This window comes from Nitrobacter sp. JJSN, from assembly GCF_051912485.1.
GTDB lineage: Bacteria > Pseudomonadota > Alphaproteobacteria > Rhizobiales > Xanthobacteraceae > Nitrobacter.
Genome location: NZ_CP196822.1, coordinates 1,247,313 through 1,260,241, shown reverse-complemented (window position 1 = coordinate 1,260,241; position 12,929 = coordinate 1,247,313). Strand labels below are relative to the sequence as shown.

The 12,929-nt window shown below is 61.9% G+C and carries 13 protein-coding genes; 6 read left to right on the top strand and 7 right to left on the bottom strand.

Annotated features, from left to right (window positions below; translation table 11 throughout):
- Positions 1-25: 25 nt before the first annotated feature.
- From ACSZOQ_RS06250 to ACSZOQ_RS06240, 3 genes are all read right to left on the bottom strand, one after another.
- Positions 26-229, bottom strand: coding sequence for a hypothetical protein (locus ACSZOQ_RS06250; protein ID WP_439925128.1), 204 nt, complete (start codon positions 227-229; stop codon positions 26-28).
- Positions 230-465: 236 nt separating this feature from the next.
- Positions 466-1,122 carry a glutathione S-transferase family protein gene (locus tag ACSZOQ_RS06245; RefSeq protein WP_439925127.1) on the bottom strand — a complete coding sequence of 219 codons (657 nt, stop codon included), beginning with the start codon at positions 1,120-1,122 and terminating at the stop codon, positions 466-468.
- A 58-nt stretch (positions 1,123-1,180) separates the two neighbouring features.
- A complete protein-coding gene (locus ACSZOQ_RS06240) occupies positions 1,181-2,011 on the bottom strand; it encodes a hypothetical protein (RefSeq protein ID WP_439925126.1) in 831 nt (276 codons plus the stop codon).
- 103 nt (positions 2,012-2,114) lie between these two features.
- On the opposite strand from ACSZOQ_RS06240, the gene ACSZOQ_RS06235 reads away from it, so the two are divergent.
- Positions 2,115-2,384 (top strand): DUF3253 domain-containing protein, encoded by a 270-nt coding sequence (locus ACSZOQ_RS06235; RefSeq protein WP_439925125.1) that lies wholly within the window; start codon positions 2,115-2,117, stop codon positions 2,382-2,384.
- Positions 2,385-2,387: 3 nt separating this feature from the next.
- Here the strand turns inward: ACSZOQ_RS06235 and ACSZOQ_RS06230 are convergent, their stop codons facing one another.
- The 3 genes from ACSZOQ_RS06230 to ACSZOQ_RS06220 all read right to left on the bottom strand — a co-directional run bounded on the left by ACSZOQ_RS06230 (position 2,388) and on the right by ACSZOQ_RS06220 (position 4,513).
- Positions 2,388-3,191 (bottom strand): YdcF family protein, encoded by an 804-nt coding sequence (locus ACSZOQ_RS06230; RefSeq protein ID WP_439925124.1) that lies wholly within the window; start codon positions 3,189-3,191, stop codon positions 2,388-2,390.
- Between the two features lie 87 nt (positions 3,192-3,278).
- Positions 3,279-4,097, bottom strand: a complete 819-nt coding sequence (locus ACSZOQ_RS06225) for an aldo/keto reductase (protein ID WP_439925123.1) — start codon at positions 4,095-4,097, stop codon at positions 3,279-3,281.
- Positions 4,098-4,186: 89 nt separating this feature from the next.
- Positions 4,187-4,513: a helix-turn-helix domain-containing protein gene (locus ACSZOQ_RS06220; protein WP_439925122.1), complete on the bottom strand. Its 327-nt coding sequence runs from the start codon at positions 4,511-4,513 to the stop codon at positions 4,187-4,189.
- A 147-nt stretch (positions 4,514-4,660) separates the two neighbouring features.
- Here ACSZOQ_RS06220 and ACSZOQ_RS06215 point away from each other — a divergent pair, with 147 nt between their 5' ends.
- The gene (locus ACSZOQ_RS06215) at positions 4,661-5,452 is read left to right on the top strand and encodes a polysaccharide deacetylase family protein (RefSeq protein ID WP_439925121.1); all 792 of its coding nucleotides are present in this window, start codon (positions 4,661-4,663) and stop codon (positions 5,450-5,452) included.
- Between the two features lie 76 nt (positions 5,453-5,528).
- A complete protein-coding gene (locus ACSZOQ_RS06210; protein WP_439925120.1) occupies positions 5,529-6,824 on the top strand; it encodes a polysaccharide deacetylase family protein in 1,296 nt (431 codons plus the stop codon).
- A 90-nt stretch (positions 6,825-6,914) separates the two neighbouring features.
- On the opposite strand, the gene ACSZOQ_RS06205 is transcribed toward ACSZOQ_RS06210, so the two are convergent.
- Entirely contained in the window at positions 6,915-7,148 is a 234-nt protein-coding gene (locus tag ACSZOQ_RS06205) for a hypothetical protein (RefSeq protein WP_439925119.1), read from the bottom strand.
- A gap of 239 nt (positions 7,149-7,387) precedes the next feature.
- Here ACSZOQ_RS06205 and topA point away from each other — a divergent pair, with 239 nt between their 5' ends.
- From topA to ACSZOQ_RS06190, 3 genes are read left to right on the top strand one after another with little or no spacing between them, the layout of a single operon-like run.
- Complete coding sequence (topA, locus tag ACSZOQ_RS06200) at positions 7,388-10,111, top strand: type I DNA topoisomerase (RefSeq protein WP_439925118.1); 2,724 nt, start codon at positions 7,388-7,390, stop codon at positions 10,109-10,111.
- 1 nt (position 10,112) lies between these two features.
- On the top strand, positions 10,113-12,452 hold the full coding sequence (gene rnr, locus ACSZOQ_RS06195) for a ribonuclease R (RefSeq protein WP_439925117.1): 2,340 nt from the start codon (positions 10,113-10,115) through the stop codon (positions 12,450-12,452).
- Positions 12,449-12,898, top strand: a complete 450-nt coding sequence (locus ACSZOQ_RS06190; RefSeq protein ID WP_439925116.1) for a DUF983 domain-containing protein — start codon at positions 12,449-12,451, stop codon at positions 12,896-12,898. Before rnr ends, ACSZOQ_RS06190 begins: the two co-directional genes overlap by 4 nt.
- Positions 12,899-12,929 lie beyond the last annotated feature (31 nt).

Here is a 12,929-nt window from a genome sequence, read left to right as displayed (position 1 = left end):
CTTGGCTCAATCGTGGCTAGAAGTTCTAGCCGGCGGCGAGCTGACTTTCCTTTGCGACACGCTCGAAAGCCTCGGCCGAATTCTTGATCCGATACTGACAGTCATCGCCGTCGGTGGGAAGCAGCCGGATCACCTCGTACGTGCCGCTCGCGGCAGGCCGTGCCACGTTGCTCGCGGTGAAATAGACTGTTTCGCCAACGAGAAATTTATGCCTCAACGCCATCTCCATCACACAACGCCAACACTCATCTATCCGCGCACACTCCGCGGTACTGCCGACCAGGATTTTCAGCCAGTATAGCACGCGGGCGACGCTTTTGGCCAGTCATAAACGACATGGCGGAATTGCCGATTTTGCAGGTTTTCCAGTAACCTAACCGCGTTTTTGGTTGCTCCGCCGGGAACTCCGCGAGTGGTGGTTGTGGACCGGCCGCGTTGCCCGCCAGGAGGCATCCGGACGCGGCATCAAACGACCTCCAATCTTTCGATCACGAGGGTTTCCGCCAGCCCCTGCTCGGTCCACTGCTGAAATGCCGGCAGAGACATCATGGCATCCATGTACGCCCGCACCGGCGACGTCACGACAACCGCATAGGTCCGGAAGCGATGGACCACCGGTCCATACATGGCATCGGCCGCACTAAAGGCTCCGAACAGGAACGGGCCGGCCTTCGCGGAGCGCTGACGGCAATCGGTCCAGAGCTCCTGGATACGGGCGATGTCTGCGTGTGCATTGTCAGAAAGCGCCTTCGCACCGATCGGCCGATGCAGGTTCATCCCGCACTCGTTTCGCAGCGCTGCAAAGCCCGAATGCATTTCCGCCGAGACCGATCGCGCGTGCGCGCGGCTGGCCGGATCCTCCGGCCACAGACCAGCCTCCGGAAACCGTTCGGCGAGGTATTCGATGATCGCAAGCGAATCCCAGACCGTCACCTCGCCATCGATTAGCGCCGGGACCTTGCCGGCGGGAGTTACATTGAGGATGCGCTGTTTGTCGGCCGCGCCGGTGTAGAGCGGAATAAATCTCTCCTCGAATGCGATGCCGCTGGCCTTGAGCGCCAGCCAAGGCCGCATCGACCACGACGAATAATTCTTGTTTCCGATCACAAGCGTCAACGTCATTTCGATTCCACTCCTGCGCCGGCAGGGCGCTATGGCCGCAAGCACCGGCTGTCCTCAGTTATCCGCCCACGAAATCGCGCGGCGTGAAGCTGAGATCGAGAACCTTCCACTCGTCGTATTTATCCGGCGGCAGCATCGCGTAGGGCTGACACGCCACCAGCGCCTCGATCGCGCTCTTCATCAAGGCAGGCCCCTTCGCCGAAGCGCTGGCTTCGATCAAGGCCGGCGGCGCGGCGATTTTCCCATCGGTGGTGAACGGCACACGCAGCACGATACGAATGTTGTCGTCGGACGAGACGGATGCCGGCATTTTCGAACAGGTCTTGAGATGACGCCGGAACTGCGCAGTATCCATCGCTGGAATATCCGCCTTGGTGGCTTCCGCGGCACCGCCGCCGTCGACCATGCCACTCGCCGGTAGACCGAGCAGAACCCCATACTTGACGCTGATATCGGGCGCCGGCGCATTGTACGATGGCGGCGGCGCGGGCTGCGGCGAAGGCTGGAGCGCGGCCTGCTTCGAAGCAGGCGGCATGGGAGCACTCGAAGACGGTGCCGGTGCTGACAAAGCCTGGGACGGCGCAGATTGCGCGGGGGCCGTCTTCGTATCTGCCGTATCTGCCTGGGGCTTGTCGTCCGGACTATAGAAGGTGTCCATCAAGGATGTTTGCGGAGGTTCGGAGAGAGACTCCTTCTCGTGGGAAGGCATCTCCTTCGACGATACAATATCGACCGAAATCGGCTCGGGGGACACGTAGTCGAATGGATGCGCCCCGGCAAAGAGCAGCCCGGCCGCCAACGCCATGTGACCGGCGAGCGACGCAGCGCCCGAGCGTATGAACCCCTGCGTTTCCATCTCTTCCGTTTGCCGCGCTACCTGTGTCGCCATCATACCGTCTGGTCTTGGTTTCGTATGCAGCTATTTGAATTGAGGTGCTGTATTGGACCATTCCTCTTGCAGAGCGACTATCGTTGGGTCATGGCATCAGCCCATGACCACACAAGATTCGCAGCCTGCGCTCTCCCTCGAAGAAAACATTCTCAAGGTCCTGACGCGCGACATCACCAGGACGCTGAGCGCGCCGGAGATCGCACAAGCGATTGCCGCTGAATCCGACTGGCATGCTCTGCTGATGCCGATCCGGCGCGCGGCGGTGGCTTTGGCACAATCCGGGCGCCTCGTGATCTATCGCAAAGGCAAGCCAGCCGATCCACTCGACTTCCGCGGCGTGTACCGATTGGGCTTGCCGCGGCAAGACTAAAAGCTATCGCGGTCGCGGCGCCGGCAACAACGTATCGGTCCGCCCCGCCAGCCAATAGGCAACCAGGCCAACCCATTCATGCACAGCAACGTCGGCGGAGGCGAGGCCCGCGCTCAGTCTATCGAACGGCATAGAGGCATCGATCCACCCCCGCGTGCGCCAATCGACCGGATAGGCCTCGACATCGAAGCCTGCTTTGCGAAACACACCGATCGATCGCGGCATGTGATACGCTGAGGTTACCAGCAACCAGCGTTCGCCAGGTTTTGGTGAAACCAGCTTGCGGGTGAAGCGCGCGTTCTCATCAGTCGTGCGGGAACTGCTTTCCAGCACGATACGGTCGGGTGATATTCCAAAAGTCTCCAGCAGCCGTCCGGCGATCGGCGCCTCGGCAACGGAGTCCGCGATCAGATTCCCAGTTCCGCTACTGTAAACGATACGTGCCTTGGGAAATCGCCGCGCCAATTCGAGCGCTGTGATCACGCGCTCCGCTGAGCCATTGGTTTCGACGGCGCCGCGAGCAGCCGATATCTCCGCATCGATAGCGCCACCGAGGACGATAATGCCGTCCGGATCGCGGCCGTCATATTGCCATGCTGGGAAACGATCCGACAATGTTAACAGCAGGACATTGCCGGCCGGCGAATATCCGAACACCAGCAGCGAAACGATGCCAACCGTCAGCAGGCTGGTGCCCGCGCGCCGCCACCTCAGGAGCAGCAGACACAGGCCGACGCCACTGACGATCGCACTCGCGTTCGACGGCAGCGTGATAAATCCGATTGTTTTGGAGAGCAGAAAGAACATGCATTCAGCCAGTGGGGGAATGATCACACTGCATGCGCGAGCGGCAGGCTGAAATCAATAACAGCAGTTCATCGCGCGTCCCGTGAGTTAATCCCATTTCGGGGCAAACCCGAAATCCGTCAAGCGCCCTTTGGCGCTGCCCATCGCCGATATCCGCGCCATCTCGTCATCGGTCAGCGTGAAGTCGAAAATCTCGATGTTCTCCGACAACCGTTCTATTCGCGATGTCCGCGGAATCGCCGCCACGTTTTGCTGAACGAGCCAGCGCAGGCAAACCTGTGCCGCTGTCTTGCCGTGAGCGGCTCCGATCCCGGCCAGCACTTCATCGTTCTTGATGCGCCCCTTGGCGACAGGGCTATAGGCGACAAGCGTCATATCGTGGCGCCGGCAGGCTTCCAGAACCTTGGCCTGATCGAGATACGGATGATACTCGACCTGATCGCAAACCAGAGGCTCCGGACAGAGCGCGACCGCCTGTTCGATCAGCGCAACGGTGAAGTTCGACACGCCGATGTGGCGCGCCATGCCAAGCCGCCTGACGTTGGCAAGCGCGCTCAAGGTCTCCGACAGCGGAATTCGCGGATTGGGCCAGTGCAATAACACCAGATCGATCTGCGCCAGGCGCAGTTGCTTGAGACTTTCCTTCACGGACCGCTCGAGATCGTTGGGCGCGAAATGCGTCGTCCAGACCTTGGTCGTGACGAAAACATCATTACGATCGATGCCGGAGGCGCGCAGGCCTTCGCCAACTTCGCGTTCGTTCTCATACATCTGGGCAGTGTCGATATGGCGATAGCCGAACCTGAGCGCCTGCTCGACGAGACGTGCGCAGGTCCGCCCGCGAAGCTCCCATGTTCCAAGTCCGATGGCCGGAATGCGCGCGCCATTGGCTTCAATGAACTGCATCGCAATTTCCTCCGGCGATCACGCCCAGAGTAAGCTAAACTTTGCGCGAATATTATGCCGCCGCAGGAACCCCAAGCGCGGCCGACTTCTTAACCGCCGATATGTCCTTCGAGGGCAGCGAACACGGTTTCGGGCGCGTGCGCAATGACCGCAAGAAGTGCGCGCGCGGGTCCTCGCGGCATCCGCTTGCCCTGCTCCCAGTTCCGGATGGTTTCAACGGGAACGCCTAGTCGCGCCGCGAATTCGACCTGGGTCAGACGCGCCCGCTGACGCAGGCTTCTCACCTCCGGTACCGTGTCAGACGCCAAGCCTGCCGGAGCGGAACTGGCGACGGGCATGACCGGCGCAAGCGGAAACTCTTGCCCATCGCGGATTTCCACGATCCGTCCGTCCGCTTTCAAACGCAAGCGCTGCATGACCACCCCCGACTCAAGCGGATGGTCAACGATGTGCGTTAAGGCCCGGTGAACAGGAGGACAATCGCCGTGGTGATCACCAACAGGCTATACTGAACGCAGCGATACACGTCTAAACGATGACGCACTGCTGGTCCGGAACAGCCCATGAGCATGTTGAGGGTTACGCTTCTCGTTTTCTTTGCATGGACCACCGCGGCGTGGGCCAGCGACTGCCCGCGCCAGGGCACGCTCGGTACTTCGCGTACCCTTGAGGTCGATGCCGCCAAATATCCCCGTATTGGGCTCAAGAGCTTTCCCCAAACGCTTCCGCTCGACGACAAGGAAGTGGTTCTCACCTTCGACGATGGGCCTGCGGCAACAACACCGCGGATTCTGGCGGCGCTCGCTCGCGAATGCGTCCTCGCAACCTTTTTTCAGGTCGGCAGGAATTCGCAGGCGTTGCCGGGCCTCGTCAAGAAAGCTGCAGCGGGCGGCCATACGCTAGGGCACCACAGCTCGTCGCATCCGCACCTCAATGCGATGACTTTTGAAGCCGCCAAGGACAACATCGACCGCGGAATCGCGGCGGACGAAGCCGCCCTCAATGGCAAGGCGACGAGTATCCCGAGCACCCCGTTTTTCCGATTTCCGTACTTCGAGTCGACGCCCGAGTTGCTCGATATGCTGCAAGCCCGAGGAATCGTCGTGTTCGGCGCCGATTTCTGGGCGAGCGACTGGCTGCCAATGACCCCGCAGGATGAATTGAAGTTGATCACCGGCCGGTTGAAAGCTGCGCGGAAGGGTATCATCCTGTTTCACGACATCCGCGCGCAAACCGCTGCCATGCTGCCCGATTTCCTGAAATACCTGCGCGTCAACGGCTATCGCGTGGTTCATGTCGTCCCGAAGCCGAAAGGCGCGGAAAAACACGCCGACGACAGCCGGAACATCCACTAGCCGATGAGTTAAGGCGGTATTCATCGCCTGGCCGGTAGTTTCGGGCTAAAATTGGCGGTGCGAAGGTATTTTTCGAATGGCAAAGACGTTCAACGGAGCCTGGCTCAGGCCGCAGCGGATACTTTGCCTCGGCTTGCTCGCCGTCACCTTGGGATTCGCGGCATTTCCCGCCCGGGCCAGCGACTGTCCCGGCAATCCCAATGCGCTTGGAACCTCGCGGACGCTGGTCGTGGACCCGCGCGAACATCCCCGTATCGGCACCATGCAATATCCGGAAACGTTGCCGCTCCGGGATCACGAGGTGGTGCTGACCTTCGATGATGGCCCGCTGCCGCCGCACAGCCTTCAGGTTCTCGATATCCTCGCTCGTGAGTGCGTGAAGGCGACCTTCTTTACGATCGGCCGGATGGCGCACGACTATCCGCAAGACCTCCGCCGGGTGTTGGCGGCCGGTCATTCCATCGGCACCCACTCGCAGACCCATCCGCTCAGCATGAACCGAATGCCGATCGAACGGGCGCGGCAGGAAATCGACGATGGCATCGCTTCCGCGGCGGCCGCATTGGGCGACCCTGCGTCTGTGGCGCCGTTCATGCGCATTCCCGGCCTGCTGCGGGCGAAGGGTGTCGAGGATTACCTGGAGTCGAAAGGCATTCAGGTCTGGAGCGCCGACTTCCCGGCGGACGACTGGCGGCATATCTCGGCCGATCGCGTCTATCAGCTCGCAATCAGCCGGATCGAGGCCAAGGGCAAAGGCATTTTGCTGTTGCACGACATCCAGGCGCGGACAGTGGCCGCGCTGCCCAGGATTCTCCGTACGCTGAAGGAGCGCGGCTATCGCATCGTGCACGTGGTACCGGCTACGCCCGATCTGCCGAAGACACCGACCGCACCGCAGGACTGGCAGTCGCATCCGGCCTCGGAAACGGTCGCGATCTCGCATTGGCCCAAAGTGCCGAGCTTCAGCTTTGCAAACACCGGCACGCTCCCCGCTCCGGCGATCTCGGATTCCGACCTGCGCGACGGCAAGCTGGTGCTTTTGCCGGAGGCTTTCGACCGCTCACGGCGCTTCGTGCGCGGTGCCGTCCCGCTGCCGGAAGAAGCACCATGGCCGCGCCAATCGGCGGTGGTCGCTGGCAACGCCACCGACACGTTTCCCGTGCCTGCACAGACTGTATTCGCTATCCAGGAAAAATCCGTCGTGCCGCTCAGGGCCGTCATTCCGCTACAGCATCACGCCAAGCCAATCGTCGGGACAAGTCGTCGCGCCGATGACGTCGATGAAAACGTGCAGTCGATTTCCACCGATGCGAGCGCCGCGAAGCGCGCCCTCCCCGGAAGTCTGCCGGTGTTACGACCCGGTTTTCACTAGCGCGTGTTCCGCAAGAACGCCCAAGATCATGCGCCCACGGCGCGAGCCAAGGCTTGCTTAGATACCGAAACCCGGCCTGAAGCCCCTCGATCAGCCCCGGTCGCGCGCAGCGCGGAGCCGGACGATTTCTTCGGCTTCCATCTGCGCCATGTCGAGCAGATAGCCGAGAGTATCCAGGCCGTGGCGCCGGGCAATCAGCCCGAGATCGGCGACCGCAGCCGCCAGATAGCGCGCAGCCTCGTCCGGACCGCCGTCACCGGCGGGTTCGCTCACGCTGGCCCTGTGGCCGCGGGAATCCTCTTTCCGGTCTGGTTGCCCCCTCATCCCGGAGACTCCTCTCGTCATGACAAGGCGGAAGCTGCGTCAGGCTCCATTACCCTTCATGAGAGAACAACTATAGGTAAAATTGTATAAAAAATACAACCTTTAAGAAAGGTGGACTCGCACGTTTTCACACAAGTGTATTTGACTTAAGGGCGCGCTGCACCCATGTTCGCCCCGAAACGGCCGACGCGGCTCTCGCGGAACTGGCTTCGAATTTCCAAATAAGCCATTGGAATAACATGAATATCGTCATTGTTGAGTCGCCTGCCAAGGCCAAGACGATCAATAAATATCTAGGCGCTTCCTACGAGGTGCTGGCGTCGTTTGGTCACGTCCGCGACCTTCCGGCCAAAAATGGATCGGTCGACCCCGAGGCCAATTTTCAGATGATCTGGGAGATCGATCCCAAGGCCGTCGGCCAACTCAATGACATCGCCAAATCGCTCAAGGGCGCCGACAAGCTCATCCTGGCCACCGACCCCGATCGTGAGGGTGAGGCGATCTCGTGGCACGTGCTCGAGGTGCTCAAGCAGAAGCGCGCGCTGAAGGATCAGAAAATCGAGCGCGTCGTCTTCAACGCCATCACCAAGCAGGCCGTCACCGACGCGATGAAGAATCCGCGCCAGATCGACGGCGCGCTGGTCGACGCCTACATGGCGCGCCGTGCGCTCGACTATCTGGTCGGCTTCACCCTCTCCCCGGTGCTGTGGCGCAAGCTGCCTGGCGCACGCTCGGCAGGCCGCGTGCAGTCGGTCGCGTTGCGGCTGGTCTGCGACCGCGAGCTCGAGATCGAGAAATTCGTTGCGCGCGAATACTGGTCGCTGATCGCGACACTGGCGACCCCGCGCAGCGAAACTTTCGAAGCCCGCCTCGTCGGTGCCGACGGCAAGAAAATTCAGCGGCTCGACATCGGCAGCGGCGCCGAGGCCGAGGATTTCAGAAAGGCGATCGAGGCCGCCAATTTCACCGTGTCGAGCGTCGAGGCGAAACCGGCGCGCCGCAATCCGCAGGCACCCTTTACCACCTCGACGCTGCAGCAGGAGGCCAGCCGTAAGCTTGGCTTTGCGCCGGCGCATACGATGCGGATCGCGCAACGGCTCTATGAAGGCATCGACATCGGCGGCGAGACCACCGGCCTCATCACTTATATGCGAACCGACGGCGTACAGATCGACGGCTCGGCGATCACGCAAGCGCGCAAGGTGATCGGCGAGGATTATGGCAACGCCTACGTGCCGGACGCACCGCGCCAGTATCAGACCAAGGCCAAGAACGCGCAGGAAGCCCATGAGGCGATCCGTCCGACCGACCTGTCGCGCCGTCCTGCGGATATGAAGCGGCGTCTCGATTCCGATCAGGCGAGACTCTATGAGTTGATCTGGACGCGGACCATCGCCAGCCAGATGGAATCGGCGGAACTGGAACGCACCACCGTCGACATCGCGGCCAAGGCCGGCGCGCGCACGCTGGAGCTGCGCGCCAGCGGCCAAGTTATCAAGTTCGACGGCTTCCTGGCGCTGTATCAGGAAGGCCGCGACGATGAGGAAGACGAGGACGGCCGTCGCCTTCCCGCTGTGAGCGAAGGCGAAGCGCTGAAGCGCGAGAACCTCGGCGTCACCCAGCATTTCACAGAACCGCCGCCGCGCTTCTCGGAAGCCTCGCTGGTCAAGCGTATGGAGGAACTCGGCATCGGCCGACCCTCGACCTACGCCTCGATCCTGCAGGTGCTCAAGGATCGCGGTTACGTCAAACTGGAAAAGAAGCGGCTCTACGGCGAAGACAAGGGCCGCGTCGTCGTCGCGTTCCTCGAAAACTTCTTCGCGCGCTATGTCGAATACGACTTCACCGCCAATCTCGAGGAGCAGCTCGATCGCATTTCGAATAACGAGGTGTCGTGGCAGCAGGTCCTGAAGGATTTCTGGAACGACTTCATCGGCGTCGTCAATGAGATCAAGGATGTTCGCGTTTCCGAAGTGCTCGACGTGCTCGACAACATGCTCGGGCCGCACATCTATGCGCCGCGCGAGGATGGCGGCGATCCGCGCCAGTGCCCCACCTGCGGAACCGGAAAACTGAACCTCAAGGCCGGAAAGTTCGGCGCGTTCGTCGGCTGCTCCAACTACCCGGAGTGCCGCTATACCCGTCCCCTCGCCGCCGATGGCGATGCCGGCGGCGATCGCGTTCTCGGTAAGGATCCGCAGAGCGGTCTCGATGTCACGGTGAAATCCGGCCGCTTCGGACCCTACATCCAACTCGGCGAACCCAGCGATTATGGCGAAGGCGAAAAGCCGAAACGCGCGGGCATTCCGAAAAACACGTCGCCCGCCGACATGGAGCTGGACCTCGCCGTGAAGCTACTTTCGCTGCCGCGCGAGATTGGCAAACATCCGGAGACCGGCGAGCCGATCACCGCCGGCATCGGCCGCTTCGGTCCGTTCGTACGGCATGAAAAAACCTATGCGAGTCTTGAAGCCGGCGATGAGGTGTTCGACATCGGCCTCAACCGCGCGGTGACGCTGATCGCGGAAAAAATCGCAAAGGGACCGAGCCGGCGCTTTGGCGCCGATCCGGGCAAGCCGCTAGGCGACCATCCCACTCTCGGTGGCGTGGTAGTGAAGAACGGGCGATACGGCGCCTACGTCTCCGCTGGCGGCATCAACGCCACCCTTCCGAGCGACAAGACGCCGGATACCATCACCTTGCCCGAAGCCATCGTGCTGATCGACGAGCGCGCTGCCAAGGGCGGCGGCAAGCCGAAGCGCGCGGCAAAGAAAGCCAAGCCCGCTGAAAAGACAGGCAAGACCGTTGCAGCGAAGCCGGCCAAAAAGGCGACTTCGAAACAGACCTCTGTCAAACCGAAGTCCGACGCGGTGAGCAACGCGCGTGGTTCGATCGCTGCGGCCAAACCACCGGCCAACACAGTCAAAGCGCCCGCAAAGAAGAGTGCTGGCAAGAACGGCTGATGTGAGCAAACCGCGCGACAGGCCTTTTCCAGACCGCGAGAGCATCGTCGCCTTCATCCGCACGCATCCGGGACAAGCCGGAACACGCGAGATCGCCCGCGAGTTCGGCTTGAAGAACTCCGATCGCATCGAACTCAAGCAAATCCTGCGCGATCTCGCGGGCGACGGCACGATCGTCAAACAGGGGCGCAAGCTGCATCAGGCGGAAACGCTGCCGCCGACGCTGATGGCCGATATCACCGGACGCGATAGCGACGGCGAACTTCTCGCTACGCCGACCGAATGGGACGAGGAAGCAGGCACTCCGCCGAAAATCCGCATTCATGTGCCGCGCCGCGCCAAGCCCGGCACCGCGGTCGGCGTCGGCGACCGCGCGCTGCTTCGCATTGAAGCGATGGAGCCGGACGACTCCGCACGTTATTGCGCTCGCGTCATCAAGGTGATCGATCACACCCGCTCGCGCATCCTCGGCATCTACCGCGCCCTGCCTCAGGGCGGCGGTCGCCTCGTGCCGGTCGACAAGAAACAGGCGGGGCGCGAATTGAACATCGCGAAAACCGACAGCGCCGGTGCGGAGGACGGCGATCTGGTCAGCGTCGAACTTGTGCGTACCCGCGGTTTCGGTCTTGCGTCGGGCAAGGTGAAGGAACGGCTAGGCTCGCTCGCGACCGAAAAGGCCGTCAGCCTGATCGCGATCCACACGCATGATATTCCGCAGGCGTTCGCGCCGGCTGCCTTGCGCGAAGCGGAGGCTGCGAATCCCGCGACCCTGCAGGGCCGCGAAGACTGGCGCGCACTGCCGCTCGTGACCATCGATCCGCCCGATGCCAAGGATCACGACGACGCGGTTCACGCGACACCCGACGATGATCCGAACAACAAGGGTGGCGCGATCGTCACCGTCGCCATCGCTGACGTTGCCTATTACGTGCGGCCTGAATCGGCGCTGGACCATGATGCGCTGAAGCGCGGCAATTCGGTTTATTTCCCCGATCGCGTGGTGCCGATGCTGCCGGAGCGTATCTCCAACGATCTCTGCTCACTGGTGCCGGGACAAGCACGCGGGGCTCTCGCCGTGCGCATGGTGATCGGTCCCGACGGCCGCAAGCGCTCGCATACGTTTCATCGCATTCTGATGCGCTCGGCGGCAAAGTTGAATTACGCGCAGGCGCAGGCCGCGATCGACGGCAACCCCGATGATGCCACCGGCCCCCTGCTCGCGCCGATCCTGAAGCCGCTCTACGCGGCCTATGCGCTGGTGAAGCGCGCGCGCGACGAGCGCGATCCGCTCGATCTCGAGCTACCCGAGCGCAAGATTCTCCTGAAGGCAGACGGCACGGTTGATCGCGTCATCGTGCCGGAGCGGCGCGACGCCCATCGGCTGATCGAGGAATTCATGATCCTCGCCAATGTTGCTGCTGCCGAGATGCTGGAGAAGAAAGACCTGCCGCTGATCTATCGTGTCCATGACGAACCGACGGTGGAAAAGGTCCACAACCTTCGGGAATTCCTCAAGACGCTCGACATGTCCTTCGCCAAGAGCGGCGCGCTGAGGCCCGAGTTGTTCAATCGCGTACTCGATCAGGTCAAGGGCCATGACTCCGAGTTGCTGGTGAACGAGGTGGTGCTTCGGTCGCAGGCGCAGGCTGAATATTCCGCGGAGAACTACGGTCACTTCGGCCTGAACCTGCGACGCTACGCGCATTTCACGTCTCCGATCAGGCGATACGCCGACCTGATTGTGCATCGCGCCCTGATCCGGGCGCTCGGTCTTGGCGACGGCGCGCTGCCGGATGCCGAGACTGCCGAGACGCTGGCAGAAGTCGCCGCACAGATTTCCGTCACCGAGCGCCGCGCCATGAAGGCCGAGCGCGAGACCGCCGATCGCCTGATCGCGCATTTCCTTGCCGACCGCATCGGCAATATCTTCGAGGGCCGGATTTCAGGGGTAACCCGCGCGGGACTGTTCGTGAAACTGACCGATACCGGCGCCGACGGGCTGATCCCGATCCGGTCCCTGGGCACGGAATATTTCAACTACGACGAGACCCGCCATGCGCTGGTCGGCTCGCGCAGCGGTTCCATGCACAAGCTAGGTGACGTAGTCGAGGTTCGTCTGGTAGAAGCTGTACCCTTAGCTGGTGCTCTGCGTTTCGAACTCCTATCCGGGGGCCATGCCGGGTCACGCGCCCCTCGCCCGCGCAGCGGGCGGAACAGGAAGGGGCCACGTGGTCCGCAGGGCGCGGGGCAATCCAAAGTCCATTCGAAGGCCCATCCGGGCCGCAAACCGCGCAAGCCGGGCAAGAGCAAGACCGGCAAACCGAAGAAGGGCAAATCATGATGGCGCCTCCGCCCGATACCGCGACCACAGAGACTGAAGTCTGGACCCGGGACACCGCGCTCGGCGAGAAGCGCCACCTCTGGACCGCGATGAGACGGGGCTTGTTCTGCCGCTGCCCGAGATGCGGCAAAGGCAAGCTCTTTCGCGCCTTTCTGAAAACCGCCGACAATTGTTCCGAATGCGGACTCGATTTTACCCCACACCGCGCCGACGACCTGCCTGCCTACCTTGTCATTGTCGTCGTCGGCCACATTGTGGTGCCGCTGGCACTGCTGGTCGAGAAAGAGTTTTCGCCGCCGCTCATGCTTCAGTGGGCGATCTATCTGCCGATGACGCTGTTCCTGGCGCTCTGGCTGATTCAGCCGATCAAGGGCGCGGTGGTCGGACTCCAATGGGCTCTCCGTATGCACGGTTTTGACGAGAATTTTGTCGAAGATCACATCTGATCCGGCAGTTTGGCCGGGTCATCTGAGTTGC

What these genes read in the sequence shown, in the direction of transcription:
- ACSZOQ_RS06250 (WP_439925128.1), bottom strand. Translation starts at nt 229, where the DNA reads ATGGAGATGGCGTTGAGGCATAAATTTCTCGTTGGCGAAACAGTCTAT.
- ACSZOQ_RS06245 (WP_439925127.1), bottom strand. Translation starts at nt 1,122, where the DNA reads ATGACGTTGACGCTTGTGATCGGAAACAAGAATTATTCGTCGTGGTCG.
- ACSZOQ_RS06240 (WP_439925126.1), bottom strand. Translation starts at nt 2,011, where the DNA reads ATGGCGACACAGGTAGCGCGGCAAACGGAAGAGATGGAAACGCAGGGG.
- ACSZOQ_RS06235 (WP_439925125.1), top strand. Translation starts at nt 2,115, where the DNA reads ATGACCACACAAGATTCGCAGCCTGCGCTCTCCCTCGAAGAAAACATT.
- ACSZOQ_RS06230 (WP_439925124.1), bottom strand. Translation starts at nt 3,191, where the DNA reads ATGTTCTTTCTGCTCTCCAAAACAATCGGATTTATCACGCTGCCGTCG.
- ACSZOQ_RS06225 (WP_439925123.1), bottom strand. Translation starts at nt 4,097, where the DNA reads ATGCAGTTCATTGAAGCCAATGGCGCGCGCATTCCGGCCATCGGACTT.
- ACSZOQ_RS06220 (WP_439925122.1), bottom strand. Translation starts at nt 4,513, where the DNA reads ATGCAGCGCTTGCGTTTGAAAGCGGACGGACGGATCGTGGAAATCCGC.
- ACSZOQ_RS06215 (WP_439925121.1), top strand. Translation starts at nt 4,661, where the DNA reads ATGAGCATGTTGAGGGTTACGCTTCTCGTTTTCTTTGCATGGACCACC.
- ACSZOQ_RS06210 (WP_439925120.1), top strand. Translation starts at nt 5,529, where the DNA reads ATGGCAAAGACGTTCAACGGAGCCTGGCTCAGGCCGCAGCGGATACTT.
- ACSZOQ_RS06205 (WP_439925119.1), bottom strand. Translation starts at nt 7,148, where the DNA reads ATGAGGGGGCAACCAGACCGGAAAGAGGATTCCCGCGGCCACAGGGCC.
- topA (WP_439925118.1), top strand. Translation starts at nt 7,388, where the DNA reads ATGAATATCGTCATTGTTGAGTCGCCTGCCAAGGCCAAGACGATCAAT.
- ACSZOQ_RS06190 (WP_439925116.1), top strand. Translation starts at nt 12,449, where the DNA reads ATGATGGCGCCTCCGCCCGATACCGCGACCACAGAGACTGAAGTCTGG.